This window comes from Streptomyces sp. NPDC087270 (assembly GCF_044744625.1).
GTDB lineage: Bacteria > Actinomycetota > Actinomycetes > Streptomycetales > Streptomycetaceae > Actinacidiphila.
In genome coordinates, this window is sequence record NZ_JBIUYR010000006.1 from 360,210 (window position 1) to 386,418 (window position 26,209).

Annotated in this window: 23 protein-coding genes and 1 riboswitch; of the genes, 13 read left to right on the forward strand and 10 right to left on the reverse strand. The window is 73.2% G+C overall.

Going from position 1 to position 26,209, the window contains the following annotated elements:
- Positions 1–24 precede the first annotated feature (24 nt).
- Both ACIPAE_RS15110 and ACIPAE_RS15115 read right to left on the reverse strand, forming a co-directional pair.
- A complete protein-coding gene (locus ACIPAE_RS15110; RefSeq protein WP_366413905.1) occupies positions 25–771 on the reverse strand; it encodes a hypothetical protein in 747 nt (248 codons plus the stop codon).
- Between the two features lie 69 nt (positions 772–840).
- Positions 841–2,895, reverse strand: a complete 2,055-nt coding sequence (locus ACIPAE_RS15115; protein ID WP_366413904.1) for an anthranilate synthase family protein — start codon at positions 2,893–2,895, stop codon at positions 841–843.
- A 283-nt stretch (positions 2,896–3,178) separates the two neighbouring features.
- Here ACIPAE_RS15115 and ACIPAE_RS15120 point away from each other — a divergent pair, with 283 nt between their 5' ends.
- Together ACIPAE_RS15120 and ACIPAE_RS15125 are read left to right on the forward strand one after the other, a co-directional pair.
- Entirely contained in the window at positions 3,179–4,528 is a 1,350-nt protein-coding gene (locus ACIPAE_RS15120; RefSeq protein ID WP_329370387.1) for a class II 3-deoxy-7-phosphoheptulonate synthase, read from the forward strand.
- 157 nt (positions 4,529–4,685) lie between these two features.
- The gene (locus ACIPAE_RS15125) at positions 4,686–5,003 is read left to right on the forward strand and encodes a bacterioferritin-associated ferredoxin (protein ID WP_402445504.1); all 318 of its coding nucleotides are present in this window, start codon (positions 4,686–4,688) and stop codon (positions 5,001–5,003) included.
- A 22-nt stretch (positions 5,004–5,025) separates the two neighbouring features.
- Here the strand turns inward: ACIPAE_RS15125 and bfr are convergent, their stop codons facing one another.
- A complete protein-coding gene (bfr, locus tag ACIPAE_RS15130) occupies positions 5,026–5,505 on the reverse strand; it encodes a bacterioferritin (RefSeq protein ID WP_329370389.1) in 480 nt (159 codons plus the stop codon).
- 179 nt (positions 5,506–5,684) lie between these two features.
- On the opposite strand from bfr, the gene ACIPAE_RS15135 reads away from it, so the two are divergent.
- Complete coding sequence (locus ACIPAE_RS15135) at positions 5,685–6,299, forward strand: sulfite oxidase-like oxidoreductase (protein ID WP_328463024.1); 615 nt, start codon at positions 5,685–5,687, stop codon at positions 6,297–6,299.
- Between the two features lie 78 nt (positions 6,300–6,377).
- Here the strand turns inward: ACIPAE_RS15135 and ACIPAE_RS15140 are convergent, their stop codons facing one another.
- Positions 6,378–7,835 (reverse strand): aminotransferase class I/II-fold pyridoxal phosphate-dependent enzyme, encoded by a 1,458-nt coding sequence (locus ACIPAE_RS15140; protein WP_402445391.1) that lies wholly within the window; start codon positions 7,833–7,835, stop codon positions 6,378–6,380.
- 146 nt (positions 7,836–7,981) lie between these two features.
- On the opposite strand from ACIPAE_RS15140, the gene ACIPAE_RS15145 reads away from it, so the two are divergent.
- The 5 genes from ACIPAE_RS15145 (at position 7,982) to ACIPAE_RS15165 (ending at position 12,669) form a co-directional block, all read left to right on the forward strand.
- On the forward strand, positions 7,982–9,028 hold the full coding sequence (locus tag ACIPAE_RS15145) for a hypothetical protein (RefSeq protein WP_402445393.1): 1,047 nt from the start codon (positions 7,982–7,984) through the stop codon (positions 9,026–9,028).
- Entirely contained in the window at positions 9,013–9,822 is an 810-nt protein-coding gene (locus tag ACIPAE_RS15150) for a deaminated glutathione amidase (protein WP_329370396.1), read from the forward strand. The genes ACIPAE_RS15145 and ACIPAE_RS15150 overlap by 16 nt, the downstream gene beginning before the upstream one ends.
- A complete protein-coding gene (locus ACIPAE_RS15155) occupies positions 9,819–10,745 on the forward strand; it encodes an ABC transporter substrate-binding protein (protein WP_402445394.1) in 927 nt (308 codons plus the stop codon). The genes ACIPAE_RS15150 and ACIPAE_RS15155 overlap by 4 nt, the downstream gene beginning before the upstream one ends.
- 38 nt (positions 10,746–10,783) lie before the next feature.
- Complete coding sequence (locus ACIPAE_RS15160) at positions 10,784–11,821, forward strand: amino acid ABC transporter permease (RefSeq protein WP_402445396.1); 1,038 nt, start codon at positions 10,784–10,786, stop codon at positions 11,819–11,821.
- An 86-nt stretch (positions 11,822–11,907) separates the two neighbouring features.
- Entirely contained in the window at positions 11,908–12,669 is a 762-nt protein-coding gene (locus ACIPAE_RS15165; RefSeq protein WP_328473985.1) for an amino acid ABC transporter ATP-binding protein, read from the forward strand.
- An 86-nt stretch (positions 12,670–12,755) separates the two neighbouring features.
- On the opposite strand, the gene ACIPAE_RS15170 is transcribed toward ACIPAE_RS15165, so the two are convergent.
- The 5 genes from ACIPAE_RS15170 to thiO all read right to left on the reverse strand — a co-directional run bounded on the left by ACIPAE_RS15170 (position 12,756) and on the right by thiO (position 18,143).
- Entirely contained in the window at positions 12,756–13,643 is an 888-nt protein-coding gene (locus ACIPAE_RS15170) for a deoxyribonuclease IV (RefSeq protein WP_402445506.1), read from the reverse strand.
- 24 nt (positions 13,644–13,667) lie between these two features.
- On the reverse strand, positions 13,668–15,620 hold the full coding sequence (pknB, locus tag ACIPAE_RS15175; protein WP_402445398.1) for a Stk1 family PASTA domain-containing Ser/Thr kinase: 1,953 nt from the start codon (positions 15,618–15,620) through the stop codon (positions 13,668–13,670).
- Between the two features lie 332 nt (positions 15,621–15,952).
- A complete protein-coding gene (locus ACIPAE_RS15180; RefSeq protein ID WP_402445400.1) occupies positions 15,953–16,774 on the reverse strand; it encodes a thiazole synthase in 822 nt (273 codons plus the stop codon).
- Positions 16,775–16,776: 2 nt separating this feature from the next.
- A complete protein-coding gene (gene thiS / locus ACIPAE_RS15185) occupies positions 16,777–16,983 on the reverse strand; it encodes a sulfur carrier protein ThiS (protein ID WP_329370400.1) in 207 nt (68 codons plus the stop codon).
- Positions 16,980–18,143 carry a glycine oxidase ThiO gene (gene thiO / locus ACIPAE_RS15190; protein WP_402445402.1) on the reverse strand — a complete coding sequence of 388 codons (1,164 nt, stop codon included), beginning with the start codon at positions 18,141–18,143 and terminating at the stop codon, positions 16,980–16,982. The genes thiS and thiO overlap by 4 nt, the downstream gene beginning before the upstream one ends.
- A riboswitch (TPP riboswitch) is annotated at positions 18,139–18,252 on the reverse strand. (Overlaps the previous gene by 5 nt.)
- Positions 18,253–18,412: 160 nt before the next feature.
- Between thiO and ACIPAE_RS15195 the strand changes: the two genes are divergently transcribed.
- The 5 genes from ACIPAE_RS15195 (at position 18,413) to ACIPAE_RS15215 (ending at position 23,778) form a co-directional block, all read left to right on the forward strand.
- A complete protein-coding gene (locus ACIPAE_RS15195) occupies positions 18,413–19,624 on the forward strand; it encodes an FAD-dependent oxidoreductase (RefSeq protein WP_329370403.1) in 1,212 nt (403 codons plus the stop codon).
- Between the two features lie 101 nt (positions 19,625–19,725).
- A complete protein-coding gene (locus tag ACIPAE_RS15200) occupies positions 19,726–20,100 on the forward strand; it encodes an Rv2175c family DNA-binding protein (protein WP_329370405.1) in 375 nt (124 codons plus the stop codon).
- Between the two features lie 96 nt (positions 20,101–20,196).
- Positions 20,197–20,856 (forward strand): thiamine phosphate synthase, encoded by a 660-nt coding sequence (thiE, locus tag ACIPAE_RS15205; RefSeq protein ID WP_402445405.1) that lies wholly within the window; start codon positions 20,197–20,199, stop codon positions 20,854–20,856.
- Between the two features lie 961 nt (positions 20,857–21,817).
- Positions 21,818–22,738: a methylenetetrahydrofolate reductase [NAD(P)H] gene (metF, locus tag ACIPAE_RS15210; RefSeq protein ID WP_328463000.1), complete on the forward strand. Its 921-nt coding sequence runs from the start codon at positions 21,818–21,820 to the stop codon at positions 22,736–22,738.
- Between the two features lie 23 nt (positions 22,739–22,761).
- Positions 22,762–23,778, forward strand: a complete 1,017-nt coding sequence (locus ACIPAE_RS15215; RefSeq protein ID WP_329370410.1) for a hypothetical protein — start codon at positions 22,762–22,764, stop codon at positions 23,776–23,778.
- A 66-nt stretch (positions 23,779–23,844) separates the two neighbouring features.
- Here ACIPAE_RS15215 and ACIPAE_RS15220 read toward each other — a convergent pair whose 3' ends face one another.
- Entirely contained in the window at positions 23,845–26,097 is a 2,253-nt protein-coding gene (locus tag ACIPAE_RS15220) for a germacradienol/geosmin synthase (protein WP_402445407.1), read from the reverse strand.
- Positions 26,098–26,209: the final 112 nt, after the last annotated feature.

Here is a 26,209-nt window from a genome sequence, read left to right on the forward strand (position 1 = left end):
CCCGGCCCCGGGCGCTGCGTCCGGTCACCAGCTCTCGCGGAGGACGGCCAGGGCGAAGGCGAGCCGCAGGTCGAGCCAGTCGGCCCGGGGGACGTAGGGGCGCTGGCGGCCCTGGCCCGGGAGGTAGTCGAGGACGTCCTCGTCGCCGGCCCGCCAGGTCACCGGCTTCGACGAGGAGCGCCCGCTGTCGCCGGTGCTTTCGCCGTCTCCGTCGCCGTCGAGCCCGATGGCGCTCAGCGCCAGGCCCACCGCGACCACGGCCGCGGTGCCGACCGCAGCCGTGGTCACCCGGCCCGCCACCTCACGGGTCGAGCCGGTCGCCCAGTGGTGGCGGGCCACCACGTTCGGGTGTCCCGGCTGCTGGAACCACAGGGTCTGCTGGACGGAGCGTTTGGCCCGCGGGGTGCGGAACACCCGGCCGATCTCGGCGCCGGCCGGGTCGACCACCCGGTGGCCGTCGACGTCCCCGCGGTCCGCGGTGTCCGTCCCCGTCCCGGCCAGCGGCAGCACCCGGCACACCGGCGCCCTGTCCAGGGCGCCGTACAGGTCGTACAACTCCTCGGCCGTGTGCGGCTGTTCGATGAACACCGCGGGCGCGAACCGGTTCTCGCCGCCGTTCGGCACCCGGACCGCCGGCGGCCCGTAGGCCGGGCGCACGATGCGGCTCTCGTCGCCCCGCACCCGCCGGCCGACGACGAAGCGGGTGACCTCCCGCCACGGCACCGGGTCCTCCTCCGGCGGCAACTGCGGCCTGTTGCGGCGGAATCCCATGACTGCGCTCCCTCCCCCGAGCCGCCCGCCCCGTCGGCCGGGCGGCCCCCGAAAACCACGCCGACCACGCTATACCGGCGGTCGCACCGCCCGGGCGGTGGTGGCGATGTGGGTGAGGAGCCCGGCGGCGAGGGCGGCGCCGTCGAGGGAGAGCACGGACTCGGGGTGGAACTGGATGCCCGCGAAGCCCGGTCCGCGCAGCGCGTGGATGTCGCCGGAGCCCGGGTCGCGGCTCAACTCGATGCCGTGCATGGCCAGTTCCTCGGCGGCGTCGGCGTCGCAGCGGGCCGTGAAGGTGTTGTAGAAGCCCACCGTCGTACGGGTGCCGAAGTAGTCGACCACCTCCTGCGCGCCCTGCGCCGGGTGGTCCTTGCGGACCAGGTCGAGGCCGAGTTCGGCCGCGATCAACTCGTGGCCGAGGCACACCCCGAGCAGCCCGTGCGCGTGGTCGCGCACCAGGTCGGCGGTGAGGGCGCGCAGGAACCGCATCTTGGCGTCGGCGGTGTCCGCCGGGTCGCCGGGGCCGGGGCCCAGCACCACCGGCCCGAGGTGCGCCAGCGCGGCCTCCCGCAGCCCGGGCTCGTCGTAGCGCCGTACGGCCACGGTGCGGCCGGAGGAGCGCAGCACGTGCGCGAGCATCGCGGTGAAGGTGTCCTCGGCGTCCACCACCAGCACCGGTCCGCCGGACGCCGCGTCGCCGTCGGCCGGGGCGGTGGCCGGGCCGCCGGTCCGCATCCGCAGCCAGAACGGCGCGAGCTTGGAGCGCCGGGCGTCCAGCGCGGCCCGCACCCGGATGTCGTCGGCGAGCCGGGGCGCGGCCGAGCCCGCGCCGGACCCCGCCGAGGCCCGCCGCGTCCCCGCGGGCGGCGCGAGCACCCCGAGCGCGGTGAGCACCCCCGCGGCCTTCGCGTGCGTCTCGGCGACCTCCGCGTACGGGTCGGAGTGCCGCACCAGGGTCGCGCCGACCGGCACCTTCAACTCGCCGGCGGGGGAGATGTCGGCGGTGCGGATCAGGATCGGCGAGTCCAGCGTCTGGGCGCCGCCCGCGTCCCGCCCGAGCAGCGCGAGCGCGCCCGCGTAGTAGCCGCGCCCGGAGCCGTCGCTGCCACGCGGTTCGTACCGCTCGATCACCCGGCAGGCGTTCTGCACCGGCGAGCCGGTGACGGTGGCGGCGAACATCGTGTCGCGCAGCACCTCCCGCACGTCCTTGCTGGAGCGCCCGCGCAACTCGTACTCGGTGTGCGCCAGGTGCGCCATCTCCTTGAGCCGCGGCCCGATCACGACCCCGCCGAGGTCGCCGACCGTGCACATCATCTTCAGCTCCTCGTCCACCACCATGGTCAGCTCCTCCACCTCCTTCGGGTCGTGCAGGAACTCCAGCAGCCCCTCGGCGGACGGCCCCTGCGCCGGGTAGCGGTAGGTGCCGCTGATCGGGTTCATCACCACGGTGCCGCCGGACATCCGCACGTGCACCTCCGGGCTGGCGCCGACCAGCGTCCGCTCGGGGGTGTGCACCGTGTACGTCCAGTACGCGCCGCGCTCGCCGCGCAGCAGCCGGGCGAACAGCGCCAGTTCCCCCAGAACCCTCGCCCGGGAGGTGCCCCCGGCCGCCGGGTCGAAGTCCGGGAGGTAGCCGCGGAAGGTGCGCCGGATCACGAAGTTGGCGCCCTCACCGGTGCCGATCTCGTCGTCGATCACCTGCCGCACGATCCGCGCGTACGCGTCGTCGTCGACGTCGAACGCGCCGCCCTCGACCCGCACCTCGCGCCCGCCCGGCAGCGCCTCCAAGGCGGCCAGCACCTCGGCGAGCGGGAGTTCGTACGCCTCCTGCGGGCGCAGCACGGCCAGCGGGGTGCCGTCGTCGTGGACGTCGAAGCCCCGCTCGCGGATCTGCCGGAACGGCACCAGGGCCAGCGCGTCGGTGACGGGGGCGCCGGGCGCGCCGGAGGGCAGCGGGATACCGGCGAGCGTGTCGGCGTGCTCGATCGGGCCGAGCAGCACCTCCACCACGTCCCGCGGGCGGCCGGGGGTCTGGCGGTGCAGCAGGGCGAACGGCGGGCAGCCGGGGGTGAGCAGGCGCTCCACGAGTCGCGCGGCGGTGGGAGGCGGGGCGGAGAGGGGCACGGCGGGCGTTCCTTCCTTGACGGGCGGGGAAGGGGGCGGCCGGACCCGGAAACACCGAAGGCCGCCCCCTGGGCGGCCTTCGCGAGGTGATCTGCGCGCGATGTCTAACGGGCCGCCGGAGAAGCGGTCCGCCAGCAGGTGTGCTGGGTGGTGCGGGTGATCATCGCGGTCATGGCACCGACCCTACCGCACCGCGGCGGCAGCCGTCCGTATCCGGTGGCGAGATGTCTCATCCACTGAGCGGCCCGATCCGGCACCCATCGGACCCCGTACTGTGGAGCCCGTGACCGTGAAAGCCGAAACCCATGCCGGGGTCAACACCTGGCAGTCTCTTCCCGCGGCGCAGCAGCCCGAGTGGCCGGACCCCGAGGCTCTGCGCGACGTGATCGCCGAGCTCGCCTCGTATCCGCCGCTGGTCTTCGCCGGCGAGTGCGACCAACTGCGCAGCCGCATGGCCGCGGTGGCCGAGGGCAAGGCGTTCCTCCTGCAGGGCGGCGACTGCGCCGAGGCGTTCGACGCCGTGGGTGCGGACCAGATCCGCAACAAGCTCAAGACGCTGCTCCAGATGGGAGCGGTGCTCACCTATGCCGCGTCGGTGCCGGTGGTCAAGGTCGGCCGGATCGCCGGGCAGTACAGCAAGCCGCGCTCCAAGCCGACCGAGACCCGCGACGGCGTCACGCTGCCGACCTACCGGGGCGACTCGGTCAACGGCTTCGAGTTCACCTCCGAGGCCCGCATCCCGGACCCGGAGCGGCTCAAGCGGATGTACCACGCCTCCGCCTCCACGCTGAACCTGGTGCGCGCCTTCACCACCGGCGGATACGCCGACCTGCGCCAGGTGCACGCCTGGAACCAGGACTTCGTGAAGTCCTCGCCGTCCGGGCAGCGCTACGAAGCGCTCGCCCGCGAGATCGACCGCGCGCTGACCTTCATGGCCGCGTGCGGCACCGACCCGGCCGAGTTCCGCACGGTCGAGTTCTACGCCTCCCACGAGGCGCTGCTGCTCGACTACGAGACCGCGCTGACCCGTACCGACTCGCGCACCGGCAAGCTCTACGACGTCTCCGGGCACATGGTCTGGATCGGCGAGCGGACCCGGCAGCTCGACGGCGCGCACATCGAGTTCGCCTCGCGGATCGGCAACCCGATCGGCGTGAAGCTCGGCCCCGGCACCAGCCCGGAGGAGGCGCTCACCTACGTCGACCGCCTCGACCCGGACCGGCAGCCCGGGCGGCTCACCTTCATCGTGCGGATGGGCGCGGACAAGGTGCGGGACAAGCTGCCGACGCTGGTGGAGAAGGTCACCGCGTCCGGGGCGAAGGTGGCGTGGGTCTGCGACCCGATGCACGGCAACACCTTCGAGGCCGCCTCCGGCCACAAGACCCGGCGCTTCGACGACGTCCTGGACGAGGTCAAGGGCTTCTTCGAGGTCCACCACGGCCTGGGCACCCACCCCGGCGGCATCCACGTCGAGCTGACCGGCGACGACGTCACCGAGTGCGTCGGCGGCGGCGACGAGATCTTCGTCGACGACCTGCACCAGCGGTACGAAACGGCGTGCGACCCGCGGCTCAACCGCAGCCAGTCGCTGGACCTGGCGTTCCTGGTCGCGGAGATGTACCGGGGCCAGTAGCACCCCGGGAGACCCGGCGCCGAGACCAGGCACCGAGATACGGCAGAGGGGCGCGGATCACATCGATCCGCGCCCCTCGTGGCTTTTCTTCCGCCGGGACCTCTGGGTAAGGTAAGGATTACCTCAGTAGCCCTTGGCCTCGATCGGCGGTGACCGCGTGTACGTCTGCTCCTGCTTCGGCATCACCGAGCAGCAGGTCAAGCAGCACGCCGAGGAGGGCCGCCGCACCCCGCGCCAGATCGCCTCCGCCTGCAAGGCCGGCACCGACTGCGGCTCCTGCGTCAAGCGCATCCAGGCGGTCCTGGGCCGCGGCGACGGCTGCGCCACCCGCACCAGGCTGGAGCCGGCGAGGGCCCCGGTGGAGCCGGCGACCGCGCCGCGGGAGCCCGTGACGGCGCCCTTGGAGCCCTCGGTGCTGCCGCAGCCCGGGTCCGTACCGCCGGCCCTGCCGCTGCCGCTGCGCCGCGTCGCCTGACCGGGAACGGCCCCGCCCCGCGTCAGCTCTCCGGCTGCTCGATCTGCTGCGCGATGTAGAGCGGCTCGCCCAGCTTCTCGATCAGCCCGAGCTGCGTGTCCAGGTAGTCGATGTGGTGCTCCTCGTCTTTGAGGATGTCCTCGAAGAGCCGCGCCGAGGTGACGTCGGACTTCGACCGCATCAGCTCGATGCCCCGGCGCAGCCGGTCGATCGCCTCGACCTCCACCAGCCGGTCGGCCTGGAACATCTCGGTGACGGTCTGCCCCACCCGGACATGGAACAGCCGCTGGTAGTTCGGCAGGCCGTCCAGCAGCAGGATGCGGTCGGTGATGATCTCGGCATGCCGCATCTCGTCGAAGGACTCGGCGCGGGTGTTCTTCGCGAGCTTCGTCCACCCGAAGTTGTCCTGCATCTTCGCGTGCAGGAAGTACTGGTTGATCGCGGTCAGCTCGGCCGTCAACTGCTCGTTGAGGAACTCGATGACCTCGGGGTCGCCCTGCATGGCAACGCCGTCCTTCCCGTTCGGGCTCGACAGTTCCGGGCATCCTCGCACCGCCCAGCGGCCTGTTCCAGTAAGTGCACGCTTACGGAGGCGCCGCCCGGCGCGGCGAAACCCCTGGTGGGGGCGGTGAGTGGCGCCTCGCGGCGGAAGCATCGCGGCGGGTCTGTCACCATGGGGGTATGGGTCGGCACGAGCATCCGGAGGGGCGGCTCCCCCCGGGGCAGCGGCTCCAGCGGGGCTGGCCGGTCACGCACTACGGCCCCGTGCCCCGCTTCCGCCCCGACCGCTGGGACTTCCGTGTCTTCGGTGCCACCGCGCAGGGGGCGCGGCCGGTGTGGAACCACGACGAGTTCTCCGCGCTGCCGTACGCCACCGTGGTCGCCGACTTCCACTGCGTCACGAAGTTCTCGATGACCGGGATGGAGTGGGGCGGGGTCGCCGCCACCACCGTCGCGAAGCTCGCGCCGCCCGCGGACGACGTCACCCACGTCATGGTCTGGGCCGAGTACGGCTTCAGCTCCAACCTGCGCATCGACGACTTCCTCGACGACCTCACGATCTTCGCGACGCACGAGAGCGGTCAGCCGCTCACCGCCGAACACGGCTTCCCCGTCCGCCTGGTGGTCCCCAAGCGCTACGCCTGGAAGGGGCCCAAGTGGGTCCGCGGCATCGAGTACATGACGGCCGACCGCCGCGGGTTCTGGGAGGAGCGGGGCTACCACAACGTCGGGGACCCCTGGAGCGAGCAGCGCTACTCCTTCCAGGAGACCCCGGGAGACGGCCCCGAACTCTAGGCGGCGTCGGGGGAGTCGGCCAGGCGTGCCGGGATGGCCGCGACGCCGCGGAGATCCCAACCTCACAGGGCAGTGCGGCTAGGGCGCGTCCGGGGCGACGGCGGCCCTCGCGAGGACGGCGGCGGTCCTGTCCAGCGCCTCCGGGTCGTCGGTGAGGCGGCTGGTGGCGACCCGGACGTGCGGCAGGGAGTAGGAGACGCAGAAGCGGCTGCCGGGGGACACGGTGATACCGCGCGCCGCCAGGGTGACCAGCGTGGAGGTCTCGTCGGCCACCGGCACCCAGAGCATCAGGCCGTCCCGGTTGGCCGTGGGCACGCCGTGCCGGGCCAGCCGGTCGGCCAGCCCCCTGCGGCGCAGGTCGTACCGGTCGGCGGCGGCCCGCACGGTACGGCTCGCCGTGTCGTCGGTGAGCAGGTGGGCCAGGGCGTCCTGGAGGATGCGGCTGGTCCAGCCGATGCCGAAGGTGCGCAGCACCCGGGCGCGCTCGACCACCTCGCGCGGCCCGCCGAGCACGGCGATGCGCAGGTCGGGCCCGTATGCCTTGCTGTAGGAGCGCACCAGCACGGTGCGCTCGGGCAGATGGGTGCCGATGCTGCCGGCGGCGGTGCGGGCCAGCGGGCCGATGCCGTCGTCCTCGATGACGGTGAGGTTCCGGGCGGGCTCCAGGACGGCGGCCAGCGCGGCGGCCCGGGCCGGGCTCACGGTCCAGCCGCAGGGCGCCTGCGCCCGGGCCTGGTGCAGGAAGAGCGTGGGGCGACGGGCGACGGCGTCGGCGAGCGAGTCCGGCAGCGGCCCCTCCGCGTCACAGGCGACGGGCAGGATCTGGGCTCCCAGGGACTCCAGGATGTCCAGCAGCCGAGCCGCCGTCGGCTCCTCCACCGCGACCCGGTCGCCGGGCGCGATCAGCGCCTGGCAGAGCAGGTGTACGCCTTCGTAGCCGCCGCCCACCGCCATCCACGCCTCCGGCTCGAACGGCCAGCTGCCGCGTACGGCGTCCAGAAGGGCTGAGGTGACGGCCGTGCGCGAGTAGTCGTTGAGCTGGGGCGTGCGGGCGCCCGCGAGCAGGGCGCCGTCCAGGGCCGGCAGCAGCGCCCGGTCGGGGGCGGCCACGGCGAGGTCCAGGGTGAGGTGGGGACCGAGGTCGCCGACCCTTTCGTAGCGCACCGGGTGGGGCACGGACGGCGGCCCGCTGACGACGCTGCCGCGTCGGCCGAGCGTGGCGATCGTCCGGCGTCCGCGCAGCAGGGCCCACGCCTCCGCGACGGTGCCGGGGCTGACCTCCAGCGCGGCGGCCAGGGCGCGCACGGTCGGCAACGCGCTGCCGGGTGCCAGGTCACCGGCCCGGATGAGGTCCGTCATGGCCGCCGCGATGCCGCGGGCGCTGGGGTCGGTGATCCGCCCGGCCAGCCGGACCGCGGACCAGCCCCCGCCTTCCTCTTCCGTGGCCGTGCCGCCGGCCTCCTGCGCCGCGCCCGCCCCGCTGATCGCCTTCTCCTGCATCGCCCCGCCCTTCGCCCGGACCGCACTCTGACGCACCCTCAGCAGGTTACGACGTGGAAAACCTATGTTCAGTAACAAAACAACTCTTGTCTACCGTCCTGGGTGAACAATAGCCTCCTTTGCATCGCAGGCCGTATGAGAGCTATGCGTGGAAAGTTCGTACACGCGAGGAGTTGCGCACTGTGTCCTCCCCTGTGGTCCGACTGGGACTTCGTGACTGGGACCATCTCGTCCCGCTGGCCTCCGGTGGCGTGGAGGTACCGGGCTGCACGGTCCGCATCGAGTCGCGCGAGGTCACGCCCGACGTGCTGGCCGAGCCCGGACTCGACGGCGGCGAGACCTCGTTCAGCCGCTACGTGCAGGCCGTGGCGGCCGGGGACGACCGGCTGGTCGGCCTGCCGGCGTTCGTGATGCGAGGCTTCCGCCACCGCTGCGTGCTGGTGCGCACCGACAGCCCGCTGCACGCGCTGGAGGAACTCGCCGGAACCCGGATCGGCCTGACCGGCTGGCCGGACTCCGGCAACACCTGGACCCGGGCGCTGATCCGGGCCGCCGGAGTGGACCTGACCGGGGTGGAGTGGCGGGTGGGGCCGCTGGAGGCGGGCGAGATCGGCAAGAGCCGGCTGGGCGCGCGCCCGCTGCCGCCGAACGTGTCGGCCATGTCGGCGGGGGAGTCGCTGGTCGGAGAGCTGGCCGCGGGCCGCGTGGACGCGATCCTGACACCGTTCATGCCGCCGGAACTGTTCACGGCCGGCAGCCGCTTCCGCCACCTGCTCGCCGACCACCCGGCCGCCGAGCGCGCGTACTGGCGGACCACCGGGTTCGTCCCCGGCATCCATCTGGTGACGCTGAAGCGCGAGGTCGTGCGGGCCCATCCGGACCTGCCCGCCGCGCTGCTGGCGGCGCTGGAGGAGTCCAAGCGCCGCTGGGTGGGCCGCCGCCGCCTGCTCGCGGACACCGAACCCTGGCTGCTGCACCAGCTCACCGAGTCGGCGCTGCTCTTCGACGGCGACTGGATGCCGTACGGAGCGCTGCCCAACGCCGCGATGACCCGGGCGTTCTGCGCCGAACTCCACGAGCAGGGCGTCTGGCCCGAGCCCATCGACCCGGCCGTGGTCTTCCCCGACCCGGCCCTCGACACCGTCGACGTCACCGAACCGCCCGCCGCGACCACAGCTCACCGGTCCGCGGCCCCGACCGGGAGCACCACGCCATGCGTACAGCAGTAGGACAGTTCGCCGCCCGTCCGGACTGGCAGGACAACCTCGCCGCCTGCAAGGACGCACTGGAGCAGGCCGAACGCGGGGGCGCGGACCTGCTGGTCCTGCCCGAGGGCGTGCTGGCCCGCTTCACCGAGGACCGGCACCGTATCCGCGAGGTCGCGCAGCCGCTGGACGGCCCCTTCGTCAGCGAGCTGGCCGCGGCCACCCGCGGCGGCGGCGCCACCGTGGTCGTCGGCGTCCACGAGCCCTCCGACGACGGTCGGGTCTTCAACACGCTGGTGGTCCTGCGCGACGGCGCCCTGGTCGCCCGCTACCGCAAGCTGCACCTCTACGACGCCTTCGGCGACCAGGAGTCGGTGAACGTCCGCCCCGCGGACGAGCCGCCCGTCGTCGTCGAGGTGGCCGGCACCAAGGTCGGCCTGATGACCTGCTACGACGTACGCTTCCCGGAACTGGCCCGGCTGCTGGTCGACGCGGGTGCCGAGGTGCTCGCGCTGCCCGCGGCCTGGGTGCGCGGTCCTGCCAAGGAGCGCCACTGGGAGGTCATGGTCACCGCCCGCGCGCTGGAGAACACCTGCTGGGTGGCGGCCAGTGGCGAGTGCGGTCCGCGCAACATCGGCAACAGCATGCTGGTGGACCCGCTCGGCACCGTCCGGGCGCGGCTGGCCGCCGGTCCCGGGCTCGCCTGGGCCGACATCGACCCCGAGGCCACGGCGACGGCCCGGCGCACCCTGCCGGTGCTGGCCAACCGCCGCTTCGCCGTCAACCCCGACCCCATACTGCTGGGAGGCCCCTCATGAGATCCGCCCTCGCCGGCGCGGCCGCCGCCCTGACCTGCGCCCTCGCCCTGACCGCCTGCGCGGCGAACCCGCCGGAGTCCCAGGGCGGCGCGCAGACCTCCGGCGGCCGGCAGACCTCGATCACCGAGGACCCCGCGCTGCACGCCATGCTGCCGGCCAAGAACCGCTCGTCCGGCACGCTGGTGTCGGTGAACGGCGGCTCCTTCCCGCCGTACGAGATCGCCGGCTCCGACACCTCCAGCCTCACCGGCGCCTCCGCGGACCTGGCGGATGCCCTGGGCCGGCTGCTCGGCGTGAAGATCCAGAACGTCACCGCCGACGGGCTGCCCTCCGAACTGACCGGCATCAAGGCGGGCCGCTACGACTTGGCGCTCGGGCCGGTCGGGGACTTCAAGGACCGGCAGGGCGCGAACGACTTCGTGGACTGGGTCAAGGAGTTCGTGGTCTTCGCCGTCCCGAAGGGCAACCCGGCCGGCATCGACTCCCTGCCCACCGCCTGCGGCCGGCGCATCGCCGTCCAGGCCGGCGGTTCGGCGGAGTCCGTCATCCGCTCGCAGTCGCAGACCTGCGTCAAGGACGGCAAGAAGGCCATCGCCGTCCAGTCGTACAAGGACCAGCCCAGTTCGATCCTGGCCGTGCGGTCCGGACGGGCCGACGCGTTCTTCTCCTCCGAGTCGCCGCTGACCTACTTCGTCTCGCAGTCCAAGGGGCAACTGGAGCTGTCCGGCACCAAGTCGGCCAACGGCTTCCACGACCTGTACCAGGGCGCTGTCGTCGCCAAGGGCTCGCCGCTGCGCGGCGTGCTGGTCAAGGCGCTCCAGAAGCTGGTCGACGACGGCACGTACGGATCGATCATGAAGAAGTGGAACCTCACCCGCAATGAGCTCACCACGCCCGGCATCAATCTCGGCGGCGACGCCTGAAATCCGCAGCAGACCCTTTGAGAGGAGGTGAGCCGGCCATGGCCACCCCGCATTCCACGACCGCCCAGGACGGCCCCGACACGACCGGTCCGCACACCGGCGCAACCCGGTCCGGCCCCGGCGACGGCACCGCGCCGCTTTCCGTCCACGGCACCGTCGACGTCTCCACCGCGGCGCGTGTCCACCACCCGCTGCGCTGGCTGTCCGTCCTGGTTTTGGCGGTGCTGGCCGCCCAGCTCGGGCACTTCCTGGTGACCAGCCCCAACTTCGAATGGGGCACGGTCGGCGCCTACTTCGACGCCCAGCTCATCGGCCCCGGCATCGCCACGACCATCGAACTGACCGCGGTGGCCATGCTCATCGGCATCGTCGGCGGCGTCCTGCTGGCCATCGGGCGCATGTCGGACAACCGCGTGATGCGCGGCGCCTGCGGGCTGTACGTCTGGCTCTTCCGGGGCATCCCCGTCCTGGTCCAGCTCATCTTCTGGTACAACCTCTCGGCCCTGCTTCCCCGGATCTCCCTCGGCGTGCCGTTCGGCCCCGAGTTCGGGCACGCGGCGACGAACTCGCTGATCAGCCCGTGGTTCGCGGCCATCCTCGGCCTCGGGCTCAACGAGGCCGCGTACATGGCGGAGATCGTGCGCGGCGGCCTGCTCGGGGTGGACCCGGGACAGACGGAGGCCGCGTCCGCGCTCGGCATGGGGCGGGCCAGAATCCTGCGGCGCGTCGTGCTGCCGCAGGCCATGCGGTTCATCGTGCCGCCCACCGGCAGCCAGGTCATCAACATGCTCAAGGCGACCTCGCTGGTGAGCGTCATCGCCCTGGCCGACCTGCTCTACACCGTGCAGTCGGTCTACAACCGCACCTTCGAGACCATCCCGCTGCTGATCGTGGCGTGCCTGTGGTACCTGATCATGACGTCCGTGCTCTACGTCGGGCAGTCGTTCATCGAGCGCCACTACGCCCGCGGAGCGACGCGCAACACCCCCCAGAGCTTCTGGGACTTCGCGTTCTTCCGCCGGCAGCGCGCGACCCTCGCGCCGCAGGCACGGGAAACCGAGGAGACGATCTCATGACGACGGACGAGACGGCCGTGCGGAGCGTGACGGGTCCGCGGAGCGCCCCGGTCGCCACCGGCCCGGCCGGGACGAAGCCGGCGCCGATGGTGGTGGCCCGCCAGGTGCGCAAACGGTTCGGGCACCAGGAGGTGCTGCGCGGCATCGACCTGGAGGTGGGCACCGGCGAGGTCGTCGTCCTGCTCGGCCCTTCCGGTTCGGGCAAGTCGACGCTCCTGCGGTGCGTGAACTACCTGGAGCAGATCGACGCGGGCTCCATCCATGTCGACGGCCGGCTGATCGGCTTCCGCCAGTCGGGCTCGCGCGTGACGCACCTGCGTCCCCGGGAGGTCACCCGGCAGCGTCGCGACATCGGGATGGTCTTCCAGCACTTCAACCTCTTCCCCCACCAGACGGTCCTGGCCAACGTGATGGAGGCGCCGGTCGGCGTCCTGCGGGTGCCGAAGGCGGAGGCACGCGAGACGGCGCTGCGGCTGCTGGACCAGGTGGGCCTCGCCGACCGGGCGGGCGCCTACCCGCGGCAGCTCTCCGGCGGGCAGCAGCAGCGGGTGGCCATCGCCCGCGCACTGGCCATGCGGCCCAAGCTGATGCTCTTCGACGAGCCGACCAGCGCCCTGGACCCCGAACTCGTCGGCGAGGTACTGGCCACCATGCGGACCCTGGCCGAGGAGGGCCTGACCATGCTCGTGGTCACCCACGAGATCGCCTTCGCCAAGGAGGTGGCGGACCGGGTGGTGTTCATGGACGACGGGCAGGTCGTCGAGAGCGGACCGCCCCGCCAGGTCCTGGACAATCCCGCCCAGGCCCGCACGCAGGCGTTCCTCAGCCGCTTCATCCAGGAGACCTGACGGCGGCACCGCCCGGGTCAGGAGGCTGCGCCGCCCGGGGCCGGGTCCAGGCCGCGCCGCCCCGGGTCAGGCCGCGCCGCCCCGGGTCAGGCCGCGCCGCTCACCGGCTCGGGGCGGAGGGACTGGAGCAGGTTCACGTCCGAGGCGTGCCCTTCGGGTCCCCCCGGGGTCTCGATGATCAGGGGCACCCCGGACGTCGCCGGGTGGGCCAGTATCTCGCGGAAGGCGTCGGCCCCGATCCGCCCGGACCCGATCCCTTCGTGGCGGTCGAGGTGGGAGCCGCATCCCGCCTTCGAGTCGTTCGCGTGGATCAGCCGAAGCCGCCCCGCGCCCGCCGCGCTCTCGATCTCCGCGAACATGCGCGCCACCCCGCCGGGCGCGGCGATGTCGTGCCCGGCGGCGAACACATGGCAGGTGTCGAGGCACAGCCCCACCCGGGGATGCCGGTCCAGCGCGTCGAGATACGGCCCCAGGTCCTCCGCCAGGGAACACAGCGAGGACCCCTGGCCTGCGGTCGACTCCAGCAGCAGCCACGGGTCGTCGTCGTGCGTCAACTCGTCCAGCAGCGGCCGCATCCGCTCCCGTACCTGCCCCAGCGCGGCCTCGCGGCCCCGGCCGCCGGTCGCCGAACCGGTGTGCACCACGACGCCGAGCGCACCGATCGCCCGCGCGCGGCGCAGCGAGTGCCGCAGTGACGCCACCGAGCGGTCGACGGTCTCCGGGGTGTGCGAGCCGAAGTTGATCAGATACGGCGCGTGGACGTACGCCGGCAGGGACGCGTCGGCACACCGGGTGCGGAACTCCTCGTCCTGGGCCGGGTCGCCCGGGCCGGTCGCCCAGCCGCGCGGGTTCGCCACGAAGACCTGGACCGCCTCCGCGCCCAACCGCTCCGCGTAGCCCAGGCCCTTGGCGGCGAGGCCGCCCGCCACCGGCACGTGCGCGCCGACCGGGTTGCGCAGCCGGCCAGGCGTCATCAGCTCGTTCACTCGAACACCGTCTCAGCGCACCCACAGGGTGATCGTGGCGCCCTTGGGGGCCTGGCTGCCGCCGTCGGGCGACTGGCTGAACACGGTGCTGCCGAAGAAGATGTTGATCACACGGACGTCGAAGCCCGCGGCCTGGAGGATCTTCTTCGCGTCGCCCGCGCTCTTGCCGGTCACGTCCGGCACCGGGAACTGCTGCTGGCCCTTGGAGACCGTGATCGTCACGGAGTCGCCCGCGGCGGCCTGGCTGCCGCTGCCCGGCGACTCCAGCGCCACCTGGTCCTTGTCGGCCTCGTCGGAGAAGACCTTGCCCGGCGCGAGCACCACCTTCAACCCGGCCGCCTCCAGGTCCTGCTGGGCGTCGGTGACCGACTCGCCGACCACGTCCGGCACGTCGATCGGGGCGCCGCGCGAGACGGTGATCGCGATGGGGGTGCCCGGGGCCAGCTCGGTGCTGCCCTTCGGGTCGGTGGAGACCACCTCGCCGCGCGGCACGTCGTCGTCGAACGCCTGGGCGACGGTGCCCGGGGTCAGGCTCGCGGCCTTGATCTCCTTGCGCGCGGTGGCCAGGTCGCGCCCGGCGACGTCGGGCACCTGGACGTGCTGGGGGCCCTTGGAGACCGTCAGCGTCACGGTGCCGTTGCCGCGGATGCGCTTGCCCGGGGAGGGGTCGGTGGCGATCACGCTGCCGCGCGGCACCGTCAGCGAGAAGTCCCGCTTCACCTTGGTGTCCAGGCCGGCCTTGTCGAGCTGCTGCTCCGCCTTCGCCTGCGGCAGCGACAGCACGCCCGGGACGGTCGTGAACTGGCCGTCGTTGATGTACCAGACGCCCGCGGCGACGCCGATCAGGACCAGCACGGCGACGAGCAGGGCGAGCGGGCCGCGGCGGGAGCGGGCCCTTCCCCCGGGTGCCGGGGCGGGGGGAGGGTCGTCGGGCGGCGGGGTGGGCAGCAGGCGGGTGGTGCGGTCGGTGACCGGGCCGTCAGGCAGCGCCACGACGCTGGTGGGCTCCTCGGAACCCGCCGGTCCGGCGGGTGCCGCGTCCACGGGCTCGGGCACCGGCACCGGTACGGGCACGGCCTGCGCGCTCGCGCCGCCCGGCCGCGCGTCCAGCTCCTCGGGCGAGAGGGCGGCCCGGGCCGTACGGGCCTCGGCGAGCAGCTCCACCGCGTCCGCCGGGCGGGCCTGCTGAAGCCGGGCACAGGCCCGCGCCACCAGCGCGTCCAGCAGCGGCGGAACGGTCGGCATGACCGCGGAAGGGGCCGGCACGTCCTCGTTGACGTGCTGGTACATCACCTTCATCGGGGTGTCGCCGTCGTACGGCTTGCGGCCGGTCAGCATCTCGTACAGCACCACGCCGCACGCGTACACGTCCGCGCGCTGGTCGACCGTGCCGTGCCCGATCTGCTCCGGCGCCAGGTACGACACGGTGCCCAGCACCACGCCCGTGGACACGCTCGTCTTGGTGTCGATCGCCCGGACCAGGCCGAAGTCGGCGACCTTCACCCGGCCGTCGTCGCCGATCAGCACGTTCTCGGGTTTCATGTCGCGGTGCACCAGACCCGCGCGGTGGGCTGCGCCCAGCGCCGCGAGCACCGGTTCCAGGATGTCCAGCGCCGCGTGCACCTGGAGCGCGCCGCGCTCCCGCAGCACGTCCCGCAGGGTGCACCCGGCGACGTACTCCATCGCCAGGTACACGTACGTGCCGTCCGCGCCCTGGTCGAAGACCCCCACCACGTTCGGGTGCGCCAGCTTCGCGACCGCCTTCGCCTCGCGGATGAAGCGCTCCACGAAAACGGCGTCCTCGGCGAGCCGCGGGTGCATGACCTTCAGTGCGAGTTCCCGGTCCAGCCGGGTGTCCATGGCGCGGTAGACCGTCGCCATCCCCCCGACGGCGATGCGCCCCTCGACCAGGTAGCGCCCGTCGAGCATCTGCCCGACAAGCGGGTCCTGCACGCTGGTGTCCACGGCCACCGATTCTACGAGGCGCTTTGGGTGGTTCGACGTGACCCGCGCGGTTCGCTACGCGGTTGTGACGGTACGGCTCCCCGCCGCGGGGGTTCCCCTCGCGCCCGGGTGCGCCCCGGCGGCCGGTTGCGCGCGCGGTTCCTCCCCCCCGGGCTTCGCCTGGGTGGGGGTGCCCCCTGGCTTGGTGCGGCTCCTTCCGCGGGAGGACGGTCACCCGCCAGGGGCGCGGGGAACTGCGCGCGCAACCCACCACCGGGGCGCGGCCGGGAACGGGCCGAAACCCTGGCGGCGAGGAGCCGCGGGGGCCGCACCCGGGAGGCGGACGGGGACCGTCAGGACGGGGAGTCCGGGGCCGCCCCGAAGGTGGGGGCACCGTCGGTCGGGGAGGAAGCGAGGGCACCGTACCTGCGGGGGATGCGGCCGGCCCGGTGGGCGAGCCGGCCGCCGGCGACCGCGTGCCGCATGGCCTCGGCCATGAGAGCGGGCCGCTGCGCCCGGGTGACCGCAGACGCGAGCATGACGGCGTCGCACCCGAGTTCCATCGCCAAGGCCGCGTCGGAAGCGGTGCCGGCACCGGCATCGAGGATCACGGGCACGGACGCGCGCTCCACGATGAGCCGAAAATTGTGCGGATTGCGAATGCCGAGCCCGGACCCGATCGGCGCGCCGAGCGGCATGATCGCCGCGCACCCGACAAGCTCCAACTTGCGGGCGAGCACGGGATCGTCGTTTGTGTACGGCAGCACCGTGAACCCGTCGTCCACCAACGTCTCCGCGGCGTCGAGGAGTTCGACCGGATCGGGCAGCAACGTCCACTCGTCCGCGATCACTTCGAGCTTGACCCAGTCGGTGCCCAGCGCCTCCCGGGCCAGCCGCGCGGTGAGGACGGCCTCGCCCGCGGTGAAGCACCCGGCCGTGTTCGGCAGCACCCGGATGCCGTGCCGGTCCAGCACCGACAGCACCGAACCCTTCGCGGTCGGGTCCAGCCGCCGCATCGCCACGGTCGTCAACTCCGTACCGGACGCGAGGAGCGCCTGCTCCAGCACGTCGAGACTGGGCGCCCCGCCGGTCCCCATGATCAGCCGGGACCCGAACACGGCGTCCCCGATCCGCAGCGGATCGGCCGTCCCCGCGGACTTCACCGATGTCGTCACGGTCAGCCTCCCTGCACCGCGGTGAGGATCTCCACCCGGTCGCCCTCGGCCAGCGGGGTCGCCGCCCAGCGCGAGCGCGGTACGACGGTCTCGTTGAGAGCGGCGGCCACCCCGGAGGGCGCCGCGGTGAACCGCGCCACGAGGGCGCCGAGTTCGATCGGTTCGTCGAGGGTGCGCCGCTCCCCGTTGACGAGCACGCTGATCGTCATACCGCCTGCTCCTCACGCGCGGTCGCCGCGAACCGGCCAGCCCCGAACGGCCTGGCGTAGTCGGGAAGTTCGCCGGTGTCCAGGACGTGGCCGAGCACGTCCCCGGTGATCGGGGTGAGCAGCACACCGTTGCGGTGGTGCCCGGTGGCGAGCAGCAGGCCGTCCAGCTCGGACGGCCCGAGCAGGGGCGCGTTGTCGGGGGAGCCGGGCCGCAGTCCCGCCAGCGTCTCGGTGAGCGGGAGTTCGGTGATCCCGGGTACCAACTCGTGTGCGTCCCGAAGGAGTTGGTACACCCCGCCGGCGGTCACCGCGGTGTCCCAGCCGAACTCCTCGCTGGTCGCGCCGAGTACCAGCTCGCCGTTCTCCCGCGGCACCAGGTAGACGTGGCTGCCGCGGACCACCGCGCGGACCGTGCGCGACAGGAACGGCGCCCGCGCGGCCGGCACCCGCAGCCGCAGGATCTGCCCCTTCACCGGCCGCACCGGCGGCAGCGCGTCCTCCGGCAGCCCCGGCAGCCGGCCGCTCTCGCAGCCCGCGGCCAGCACGGTACGGCCCGCCGACACCCTTGTGCCGTCGGCGAGTTCCGCGCCGGTGACCCGGTCGCCGGCGCACTCCACCCGGACCGCCTTCGCCTGGACGAACTCCACGCCCGCGGCCCGCGCGGCCCCCAGCAGCGCCGCGGCCAGCCGGCGCGGGTCGACCTGGTGGTCGCCGTCCACCCGCAGGCCGCCGCGCACCCCGGGGGCCAGCAGCGGCTCCAGCCGGCGGCAGTCCCGCCCGCTCAGCCACTGCGCGGAAAGTCCGAGCGAGGTCTGGAACGCGTGCAGGTCGCGCAGGTCCGCCCGGTCGTCCGCGTCCAGCGCCACCGCGAGGGTGCCGCACGGGCGGTAGCCGGTGTCCAGGCCGGTGGCCGCGGTCAACTCCGCGACGAAGTCCGGGTAGCGCGCGGCCGACGCCAGGTTCAGGTCGAGCAGCGTCTGCTCGCCGTACTGCAACTCCGTCACCGCGGCGAGCATGCCCGCCGCCACGTGGGCGGCTCCGCCGCCTGGGGACGGGTCGGCCACCACCGTGGCCAGCCCGCGCTGGGCGGCGCGCCACGCCGTCACCAGCCCGATGATGCCGCCCCCCACGACGAGGACGTCCGTTGTTCGGGTACGCATGAGTCTCGGCTGCTCCCTTCGCCGGCATGACCCGGATCAGGTTCGTACGGTCGGCGGCCGACCAGCCACCCTCTCAGCCCGGTCCGCCCGGGCTCCCGCGATCTCGCTTGCCGGCCAGCTTAGCGGAGGGCCCCGGCCCGGACGCCGCCCCCGTCCGCCGCCCGACCGCCCCAGTCCGCCCCCGTCCGCCGCCGCGTCGAGGGCGAAGCAGGTCCGCGGCGCGGACGGGGCGGGCGTCCGCCGCGGCACCGACGGGTTAACGTGGCCGGGTGAGCGAGCGTCACGCAGTGATCGTGGGAGCCGGCATGGCCGGCGTGCAGACGGCCGTCGAGTTGCGCCGGCAGGGGTGGCGCGGCCGGATCACCCTGTTGGGAGACGAGCCGCACCTGCCGTACGACCGCCCGCCGCTGTCCAAGGCGGTGCTGCTCGGCGCGGAGGGCGGCGCCCTCACCGACGTGCACTTCGACGTCGACTTCGCCGCGCTCGACGTGGACCTGCGGCTGGGCGTGCACGCGCAGGCGTTGCGCGCCGAGCGGCACGAACTGATCACCGACACCGGGCGGGTGGACTACGACGCGCTCGTGCTGGCGACCGGCGCGTACGCGGTGGCCCTGCCCGGCACGGCCGGCCTGCCCGGCGTGCACCCGCTGCGCACCCTGGACGACGCCGCCGCGCTGCGCCCCGTACTCGACCGGCGCGAGCACGTCGTGGTGGTCGGCGCCGGCTGGATCGGCGCCGAGTTCGCGACGGCAGCCCGGCAGGCCGGCTGCGAGGTGACGGTCGTGGAGGCGGCCGACCGCCCCCTCGCCGGGGTGCTGCCCGCCTCCGTCACCGCACACATGACCGGCTGGTACGACGAAGCGGGCGTCACCCTGCGGACCGGCACGCCGGTGGCCGCGGTCGAGGCGGGCGGGGTGGTGCTCGCCGACGGCAGCCGGCTGGCGGCCGGCGCGGTGGTGGTCGGGGTCGGCGCCCGGCCCTCCACGGGCTGGCTGGCCGGCTCCGGGGTGACCCTGGACCCGCAGGGCGCGGTACAGGCCGACGAGCGGCTGCGGACGACCGCGCCCGACGTCTACGCGGTCGGCGACTGCGCGTCCTTCCCCTCGGCCCGCTACAACCGGCGCCTGCTCATCCACCACTGGGACAACGCCGTCCAGGGACCGCGCACCGCCGCCGCGAACCTCCTCGGCGGCGAGGAGGCCTACGACCCGGTGCCGTACTTCTGGTCCGAGCAGTTCGGCCGCTTCGTGCAGTACGCCGGATTCCACCGGGACGACGACCAGTTGCTCACCCGCGGGGACCCCTCCGGCACGTCCTGGTCGGTGCTGTGGCTGCGCCGCGGCGTGCTGGTGGCGCTCCTCGCGGTGGAGCGGCCGCGGGACATGGCACAGGCCCGCAAGCTGATCGCGGCCGGCTTCGAGCCGGACCCCGCGCTCGCCGCGGACCCGGCGGTGCCGCTGAAGTCCGCGGTGCCCCGCTGACCGGCCCGGGCGCGGGCACGACACGGCGGGCCGGCGGGCACCACTACCGTGACGGCTCAGCGTTGGGAGCGATTGTCGGCCGCAGGTGGCAGGCTTGTCCCGTGACTGTTTTCTCGTCGGTTGACGCACACATTGACGCTCTCGTCCCCTCCTGGCTCACCCTGCCCGAGGTCGCGGAGCGTCTCGGCCTCGAAGTGACCCGGATTCGACCGCTGATCAAGGAAGGGCAGCTCATCGCGGTTCGCCGCGGGGAGAACAAGGTCCTGATGGTGCCGAGCGACTTCATCGGAGACGGAAAGATCGTCAAGGGGCTGCCCGGCACGTTGACGCTGCTGAAGGACGACGGGTTCACGGACGACGAGGCCCTCGAGTGGCTCTTCACGCCCGACCCGACCCTGCCCGGCACCCCCGCCAACGCGCTGCGCGAGAATCGCGGGACCGAGGTGAAGCGCCGCGCGCAGGCGCTCGCCGTGTAGCCCGCGCCCGCCGGGGGCCGCCGCCACGCCCGTACCGCACCCGCGTGCGTGCACGGCGGCGGCCCGCCCGGGGCGCATCGACCCCGGGAGCCCGCGATGCCCACTCCAGCTGCGTCCGCCCGCCTCGCCGACGCGCGGCTCTACCTGTGCACGGACGCGCGTACCGCCCGCGGCGACCTCGCCGAGTTCGCCGACGCGGCGCTGCGCGGCGGCGTCGACATCATCCAGCTCCGCGACAAGGGCATCGAGGCCCGCCAGGAGCTGGCCGCGCTCGACGTACTCGCCGACGCGTGCCGCCGGCACGGCAAGCTGCTCGCGGTCAACGACCGGGCCGACGTCGCGCACGCGGCCGGCGCCGACGTGCTGCACCTGGGGCAGGACGACCTGCCGGTGCCCGCCGCCCGCGCCCTGCTCGGCCCCGACGTGCTGATCGGCCGGTCCTGCCACGCCGAGGCCGAGGTGGACGCCGCGGCGGTCGAGCCCGGCGCGGACTACTTCTGCACCGGGCCGGTGTGGCCGACCCCCACGAAACCAGGGCGCCCCGCTCCCGGGCTCTCCCTCGTCCGCCACGCCGCCGCCCTCGGCACGGAACGGCCCTGGTTCGCGATCGGCGGGATCGATCTCTCGAACCTCCCCGCCGTGCTCGACGCCGGCGCCCGCCGGATCGTCGTCGTCCGCGCGATCACCGAGGCCCCCGACCCCTACGAAGCCGCTTCCGCCCTGACCCAATCCCTCCACCCCCCCACGCCCCACTGACCCCCCGCCCCCCTCCCGGAAGACCTCCACCCCCTCCAGGCGCGCGGGGGTGCTGTTGTGGGGTGGGGGGACCGATGGGGGGTGCGGGGGTGCTGTCGTGGGGTGGGGGGACCGATGGGGGGTGCGGGGGTGCTGTCGTGGGGTGGGGGGACCGATGGGGGGCGCGGGGGTGCTGTCGCGGAGCACGGCAACCAATGAGCGGCGCGGGGGTGCGGTCGCGGAGTGCGGCACCAATGAGCGGCGCTGGGGTGCTGTCGTGGGGTGCGGGAACCGATGGGGGCGGGGGGTGCCGTCGCGGAGTGCGGCACCGATGGGGGACTCGGGGGTGCCGTTGTGGAGTGCGGCAACCAATGAGCGGCGCTGGGGTGCCGTCGCGGAGTACGGCAACCAATCAGGGGCGCCGGGGTGCCGTCGCGGAATGCGGCAACCAATCAGGGGCGCCGGGGTGCCGTCGCGGAGTACGGCAACCAATGAGCGGCGCGGGGGTGCCGTCATGGAGTGCGGCAACCAATGAGGGGCGCTGGGGTGCCGTCGCGGAATGCGGCAACCAATCAGGGGCGCGGGGGTGCTGTCGCGGAGTGCGGCAACCAATCAGGGGCGCGGGGAACTGCGCGACCAGCCGCGACGGTGGCGCGCGTCGCCACCGGCCAGAAGGGGCTGTTGCTGTCGTGTCCGGACCACCGGCCGGTGGATGGCTGCGCCCGCAGCTCACCCCCGAGCTTCGCCTGGGAGGTACCCCCAGCGCCCCTGAGTGGTGAACGCCTTCCGCGGCAGCGGGTCCGCCCGGGGAGGAGGGCAGCGCCTTCCGCGGCAGTGGGTCCGCCCGGGGAGGGGGCAGCGCCTTCCGCGGCAGCGGGTCCGCCCGGGGAGTGCAGGGCACCCTTGTCCGAGGGGCACGGGTCCCCCCGGGGATGGCGTGACGCACTAACGTGTGGCGACCGCCACACGTTAGCCTGCTTGCATGGCCCTGGGGACTTCATCCACACGCACGGACCGCGCGATCACGATCCGTGAACTACTCGCGTCCGGTCAGCGCTCGTACTCGTTCGAGTTCGCCGCGCCGCGGACCGAGAAGGGCGAGCGCACGTTGTGGAGAGCGATCCGCCGGATCGAGGCGGTGCGCCCGACCTTCGTGTCGGTCACCTACGGCGCCGGCGGCTCCTCGCGGGAGGGCACCGTGCGGGCCACCGACCGGATCGTCTCGGACACCACGCTCACCCCGTGCGCCCACCTCACCGCGGTGAACCACTCGGTCGCCGAACTCCGCAACATCATCGGGCAGTACGCGGACGCGGGCATCCGCAACATCCTCGCGGTGCGCGGCGACCCGCCCGGCGACCCGATGGGCGAGTGGGTACCGCACCCGCAGGGGCTGACGTACGCGGCCGAACTGGTGCGGCTGGTCAAGGAGTCGGGGGACTTCTGCGTCGGGGTCGCGGCGTTCACCGAGATGCACCCGCGCTCGACCGACCCGGCCGAGGACACCCGGCACTTCCTCGACAAGTGCAGGGCCGGCGCCGACTTCGCGATCACCCAGATGTTCTTCGACGCGGACGCGTACCTGCGACTGCGGGACCGGGTGGACCGGGCGGGCTGCACCGTGCCGATCATCCCCGAGGTGATGCCGGTGACCAACGTCCGGCAGATCGAGCGCTTCTCGCAGCTCGGCAACGCGCCGTTCCCCGCCGACCTGGCCGAACGCATCCTCGCGGTGCAGGACGACCCGGCGGCGGTACGGGAGATCGGCATCGAGTTCACCACCGAGATGTGCCGCCGCCTCATGGCAGAGGACATTCCGGGGCTCCACTTCATTACTCTTAACCACTCCACCGCATCGCTGGAGATCTACGAGAACCTCGGGCTGCATCGGCGGGCGGCGTGACCCCTAGGTGAGGAAGTGGGCACATGGGCTACTCGGTGCTCTACATCGCGTTCGGCATCGTCGCGCTGTGGCTGCTGGGCGAAGTGCTGTTGCAGTACAAGGCCCGGCTGCGCTGGCGGGTGCTCGCCTTCGCGGGGTTCCTGGGCCTGGTCATCGGGGTCGCCGACCGCAGTGTGGTGCTCATCGTGCTGGGCGCGCTCGCCTTCGGCACCGGGCAGAGCCAGGTCACGCTCTCCTACAAGCGGGGATTCTCCACGGGTTGGGCGATAGGCGGCCGTCCCGGCTCCAGCCGGCGCCGCAGGGCCGCGGGCGCCCGCCCGGCCGAACCGGTGCTGGAGGTCGGCCCGATCGAGGCCGACCAGGCGGCCGGCCCGGACGCCGCCCAACAGCCGCTTCCGACTGAGGAGTTGGCGGGCGTGGGCGCCAACGCGACGGCGGTGCACGACTTCTCGGTCCCGTCGGGCGACCCGCAGGGCCAGGGCGGGTACGGCGCCGAGCAGGCGGTGTACCAGCCGATGCCGATGCAGGACGACAGCGGCGAATACCCGCTCTACGACGGCCAGTCGACGTACACCCCCGACCCGTACACCAGCGGCGGCTACGAGGGGTACGGCGCGCAGGGCTACCAGAGCTGGACCGGCTACGAGCAGCAGCAGCCGGCCTGGGACCAGGGGCAGGGACAGCAGCAGGGCCAGGATCAGGACGGCGGCGGCTACCAGGAGCAGCCCGCGCCCGCCGCGGCCTCGTACGGCTACGACCCTGACGACTACGACGTGTTCGGCAACGCCCGCGGCACCGACGGCGGCGGGTACGGCGGGGAGGGCGCCGGGGACTGGCAGTCCCCGCAGCCCTACCCGCAGCAGCCCGCGGCCGACACGTACGGCGGCTACGGCTTCGACCAGCAGGCGTACGACCAGCAGGCGTACGGCCGGCAGCAGCCGTACATCCCGCAGCAGCAGCACCAGCCGCCGTACGAGCAGCAGCAACAGCCCGAGCAGCAGCAGGAGTACGCGGACCCGTACGACCCGTACCGCTACTGAGCGCCGGTCCGCCGCCGACAGCCGACGGTCGACCCTCAACCGCCGGGCCAGCCAACCGGCCTTCGGCTAGCGACCGTTGAGCAGGGACGGCAGCCGGGCCGCGGACAGGCCCAGGCCCGCCGGGGTGCGCCAGGGTTGCTGCCCGGGCCGGGGCACCGTGGCCGCGAGGTGCGGGTAGTGCTTGAGCAGCGTCTCCTCGGTGTACCGGGCGCAGCCCTCGTGCCAGGTGACGATGCCCGCCATCCAGTCCCGCAACTCCTGGGCGTAGTCGAGCAGTACCCCGCGTGCCGTCTCGTCGAGGTCGAACTCCTCGAAGAGCGTGGGAAGTTGGGTCTCGGTGATGTGCTGGAACTCCGACATCCGGGCGGCCATCAGGTCCCCGACGATGTCCATCGCCTCCTGCGGCCCGCAGTCCAGGAAGTTCTGCACCACCAGCACCGCGTTGTGGATCTCGCCCTCGAACTCGATCTCCTTGCGGTAGGAGAACACGTCGTTGAGCAGGCAGGCGAAGTCCTGGGCGGCGACCTCCATGCCGCGCACCGGCCGGGAGCGGTAGATCTCGTCGGGCAGCGCGTCGCCGTGGCCGATCCGGGACAGGCTCATCGTCAGGTCCGAGCCGAACGTCTTGCGGCGCATCTCGATGTAGTCCACCGGGTCGGGCACCCGGTTGAGCTTCTGGTTGGCCAGCTCCCACAGCCAGCTCTCGCACATGTCCTCGATCGCGGCGCGGAACCGCTGCCGCGCCGGCGGCGCCATCGGGCCCGCGGTGCGCTGCCACAGGTCCGCCAGCGAGCGTTCCAGCGCCGTCAGCGGCGGCGGCACCGCGCCCGCGTCCAGCGGCATGAACAGCTTGAAACGCTCGGTGGTGATCCGGGCCGCCGCCATGTCGCCGGCCCGGCCGAAGACGATCGGGTAGTAGTCGTCGCCGTAGGTGCCCCAGGTCAGCCAGTCCGTGGTGAGGTCCAACTCGTCCTGGGAGGCGGCCGGATGGATGCCCGCGGCGCACAGCGCGAAGTCGTACCCGGCGAGCTTCTCCTCGTTCCACAGCCCGCCCGGCACCGGGAAGCCCGGCTCGGCGTCCAGCAGGCCCATCCGCCGCCCCCACGCCAGGTTGTGCGCGCGGGAGGCGTCCAGGTGCGGGCTGAGCGTCGTCTCGAACGGCATCGGGACCGGCGCCCGCCGCACCCAGCCGACCTGCTGGAACGGCGCGTGGCCGTAGGCGCGGGCCCGCTGCGGCAGCGTCGCGGCCAGCGAGCCGGCGATCTGCGCGGCCGACGTGCCGATCCCGGTCGGCCCGCCGAGCACGCCCACCGCCCGCGCCTCGTCGCTCGCGCCGTTCATGTAGCGGCTGGAGCGCATGTGCCACTCGTGGCCGCCGGACTGCCAGTCCTGTAGCCCCTTCACGTAGGCGAAGACGCCCAGCCGCTGCGCCGGGTCCAGCCCGAACTCGTCGAAGAGCGGCTCCACTTCGGTGAACGCGGTGTGCTCGAACTGCTGGAGCCGCGAGGTCAGCAGGTCGTTCACTGTGTCGGCGGCCTCCTGCGGGGTCTGGTCGAGGAACCGTTCCAGCACCAGTACGGCGTTGGACAGTTCGCCCTCGTCCTCGATCTCGCGCTGGTACGAGAACAGGTCGTTGCGCAGGTGCACGCTGTCCGCGAAGCAGTCGCGCAGCACCCGCATCGGGCGGCTCGCCGCGATCGCGTCGGGCACCTCGGCGCCCGCCGCGTGCTCGATCAGGTTCGCCGACCACGGCGCGCCGCCGACCTTGCGGCGCATCTCGATGTACTCGATCGGGTTGGACACCCGGCCGGTGCTGATGTTGGACAGCTCCCAGAGCGACTCCTCCAGCAGGTGCCGGGTGCTCTCGTGGAACCGCCGCCGGTACCCCTCCGACATCTGCGGCACCGTCCGCCGCCACAGGTCGGCCAGGCCCGCCTCCACCTGGTTCGTCGGCTCGGGGACCTCCTGCGCGAGGTCCACCGGCATGAACGCCGGCAGCCGGTCCAGATACGCCTTCGCGCCCGCCATGTCCGGGGTGCGCTTGAAGATGTCGAGGAAGTGGTCGTCGAAGAAGAACACCCACACGTACCAGTCGGTCACCAGGTCCAACTCCGGCCCCGAGGCGTCCGGGTGGGTGTACGCGCACAGCAGGGCGTAGTCGTGCGAGTCGAAGTCCGATTCGGCCCAGATGCCCGAGCCCTCGATCATCGTCATCTCCCGGGCCCACTCCTTCGAGTGCTCCCGGGCGCGTTCGAGGTGCGGGTTCAGCCGCGCCGGGTACGGCACGTAGAACTTGGGCAGTTCGAAGGGCTGCGGCATCTCCGTTAAGACCTTCCGCTCAACTGATCACCTGTACAGCCCCTCACGCTAGGTCGGCCCCACCCGGCGCCGTGAGCCGGTAACGCCCTTTTCCGCCCGATGGGTTGAATTC

Coding starts and splice junctions, on each gene's coding strand:
- ACIPAE_RS15110 (WP_366413905.1), bottom strand. CDS start 771: ATGGGATTCCGCCGCAACAGGCCGCAGTTGCCGCCGGAGGAGGACCCG.
- ACIPAE_RS15220 (WP_402445407.1), bottom strand. CDS start 26,097: ATGCCGCAGCCCTTCGAACTGCCCAAGTTCTACGTGCCGTACCCGGCG.
- ACIPAE_RS15155 (WP_402445394.1), top strand. CDS start 9,819: ATGAGATCCGCCCTCGCCGGCGCGGCCGCCGCCCTGACCTGCGCCCTC.
- ACIPAE_RS15135 (WP_328463024.1), top strand. CDS start 5,685: ATGGGTCGGCACGAGCATCCGGAGGGGCGGCTCCCCCCGGGGCAGCGG.
- ACIPAE_RS15215 (WP_329370410.1), top strand. CDS start 22,762: ATGGGCTACTCGGTGCTCTACATCGCGTTCGGCATCGTCGCGCTGTGG.
- bfr (WP_329370389.1), bottom strand. CDS start 5,505: ATGCAGGGCGACCCCGAGGTCATCGAGTTCCTCAACGAGCAGTTGACG.
- thiE (WP_402445405.1), top strand. CDS start 20,197: ATGCCCACTCCAGCTGCGTCCGCCCGCCTCGCCGACGCGCGGCTCTAC.
- thiO (WP_402445402.1), bottom strand. CDS start 18,143: ATGCGTACCCGAACAACGGACGTCCTCGTCGTGGGGGGCGGCATCATC.
- ACIPAE_RS15150 (WP_329370396.1), top strand. CDS start 9,013: ATGCGTACAGCAGTAGGACAGTTCGCCGCCCGTCCGGACTGGCAGGAC.
- ACIPAE_RS15170 (WP_402445506.1), bottom strand. CDS start 13,643: ATGACGCCTGGCCGGCTGCGCAACCCGGTCGGCGCGCACGTGCCGGTG.
- metF (WP_328463000.1), top strand. CDS start 21,818: ATGGCCCTGGGGACTTCATCCACACGCACGGACCGCGCGATCACGATC.
- thiS (WP_329370400.1), bottom strand. CDS start 16,983: ATGACGATCAGCGTGCTCGTCAACGGGGAGCGGCGCACCCTCGACGAA.
- ACIPAE_RS15165 (WP_328473985.1), top strand. CDS start 11,908: ATGGTGGTGGCCCGCCAGGTGCGCAAACGGTTCGGGCACCAGGAGGTG.
- ACIPAE_RS15160 (WP_402445396.1), top strand. CDS start 10,784: ATGGCCACCCCGCATTCCACGACCGCCCAGGACGGCCCCGACACGACC.